This is a genomic window from uncultured Cetobacterium sp. (assembly GCF_947039425.1).
Taxonomy (GTDB): Bacteria; Fusobacteriota; Fusobacteriia; order Fusobacteriales; family Fusobacteriaceae; genus Cetobacterium_A.
This window is the reverse complement of record NZ_CAMQYW010000286.1, coordinates 1-2585: the sequence shown is the minus strand read 5'-3', so window position 1 is coordinate 2585 and position 2585 is coordinate 1. Positions and strand designations below refer to the sequence as shown.

The 2585-nt window shown below is 19.2% G+C and carries 2 protein-coding genes; both read left to right on the top strand.

From position 1 onward, the window contains the following. Positions 1-723 (top strand): DUF4007 family protein (locus Q0V09_RS10605; RefSeq protein ID WP_297489414.1); only part of this gene is annotated, 723 nt, incomplete at its 5' end. Position 724: 1 nt separating this feature from the next. Continuing rightward, on the top strand, positions 725-2585 hold a 1861-nt coding region (locus tag Q0V09_RS10600; RefSeq protein ID WP_297489411.1), incomplete at its 3' end, for a hypothetical protein.

The window sequence follows — 2585 nt, the reverse complement described above, 5'->3', positions numbered from 1 at the left end:
ATAATGGTTGAATCTATGAAATATTGGTTAGAAATTTTAGAAATAATAGAAAAAGATAAAACAAATTGTGAACTATCTGAAATTGCAAAAGTTATTTTTAAAAAGGATGAGTATTTACAAAATATAAATAGTTTATGGTTGTTACATTCGAATATTTTTTATAAAGAAAATGAAAATGTTTTGATTTGGAATGTAGCTTTTAATAAAAATGAATCTAATGAATTTACGAAGGAGTTATTAGAGAATAGAGTAGAATTATTTTGTAAAGAGAGAAATATAAAATACTCTAAAAAAACATTACAAGATAGTGTAAATGTCTTTATAAAAGTTTATTGTAAAGAGACAGATAAAGTATTTAATCCAGAAGATAATATTGTTTCTCCATTTTCTAGATTAAAATGTATAGAAAAGACTGTAGATAAACTTTATAAAATCAGATATATAGATCCTAAAGAAATATCAGAATATTTAATTTATTATTTATTAATAAAAAAATATAGAGGATACAAAGGAACTGTACAATTATCTTTAATAGAAGCATATGAATATATTTATAAAGTTATCAGATTATCTTATTTAGACTTTGAAAAGATATTAGAGTTATTAGAAGGAAAAAATGAAATACATATTGATAGAGCAGTGGGATTAAATATAATAACTATTGATGTAGAAAAAGAAAGTGAAAAAGAAATTTTAAATAAAATATTAGGAAGTGAGCTGTAGGATGGATAGAGGAATTGATATATTAGAAATGGGATACTCAATAAATATAAAAAATGACTTTGATAATAATCATAAAATGAGTTCTTATATACCTACAGAAAAAAATTCAAAATTATTAGAAAAATTGATTTTGGGGATAAGTAAAAATACAAATAATTCATATTTACTATCAGGAGCGTATGGAAGTGGAAAATCATTTTTTTTATCAGTTCTTTTAAACTTATTAACTAATAAAAATGATTTAGAGAAAAATAAACTAATAAACAAAATTGAAGAGAAATACTCTATAAAATCAACATATAAAAATATAGAAAATAAAAATTATCTTACAGTTTTTATAGATGATAAATTTGAAGGTTATGAAAAAGGATTAGTCATAGGAGTATTAGAAGCAATTAAAAATAATAACCTAAATATAAAATTAAATAATGAATTTAATGTTATTATCAATAAAATAGAAACTTGGAAAAAGAATCAAAAAGAGATTGTAGATAAAGTAGAAAAAGAATTAAATATGTATAATATTACATTAGATAAATATTTGAAAGAATTAAAAGCATATAATGAAAAATATTTAGAAATATTTACAAAAATATATGAAAAAATATTTTATGGTGAAAAATTTATAAATTTAGAATGTAGATTAGGTATTCAAGAGTTCTTAACTGATTTTGAAAATAAAATTATACAATCTAAAAAATATTCAGGAGTTATCTATATATTTGATGAATTTGGAAGATATTTAGAAAGTAATATAAATACTATTGATGTAAAAGAAATTCAAGATATGGCAGAATATTGTAATAATGAAAATAATTCATATTTATTTTTAATTACACATAAGGATATATTTCAATATGCTAATAAATTAAATAAAGATGATAATAAGTTAGAGTGGGAAAAAGTAAGTGGAAGATTTCAAAAAGAATATTTAAATTATGAAAAATTAACTTCTTTAGATATTGTTGCTGAATCAATGAAGAAAAATAAAGATTTTATAAAATATAAAAATGATAATAAAGAACTATTTGATAAATATTTTGATTTGATAAAAGATAGCAAAATATCTTCTGAAATCTCACAAGTGATTGGTGAAAAGTTTTATCCATTAAATTATCTATCAGCTCAAATATTACCAGATTTATCTCAAAAGATAGCACAAAATGAAAGAACTATGTTTGCATTTATTTCATCAGGAGAGGGAAGATCATTAAAAAATATATTAAAAAATGAATTTATTATTAGTTTAGACAGATTATATGATTATTTTGAAGAAAATTTTAAATTTTTAAAATCAGAAAGTTTGGAATATAAATCATATATTAATGGTAAAAATATTATTTCAAAATTAAAAAAAGATATAGAAAAAAAGATAATAAAAGCGATAACATTATTATATATATATAATAAGTTTGCTGAAATTGAACCGACTAAAGAAATTATAAAATTGGCGGTTGGAATTAATAGTGAAGATTTTGAAAAATCATTAAAAACTTTACAAGAAAAAAATTATATAGCATATAAAAGAAATTTTAATCATTTTAAAATAGTTGAAGATAATGAGATCAATATAGAAAAAGATATAAAAGAGTATATTAAAAATAAAACTATAAATAATAATTATACAGAATTATTAAATAAATATTTACCATGTGATATATATTATCCATTAAAATATAATTCAGAAAAAGATATAACTAGATATTTTAATTGTTATTATTTAGATATTTCAAATATAGATGATATAGATACAATTATAGAAACTAAAATATCAGATGGAACTATTATTTATTTGACAAATATAGAAAAAAATGAGAAATATAAATTATTAGAGCCAATTATGAAAAATAAAGATATTATTT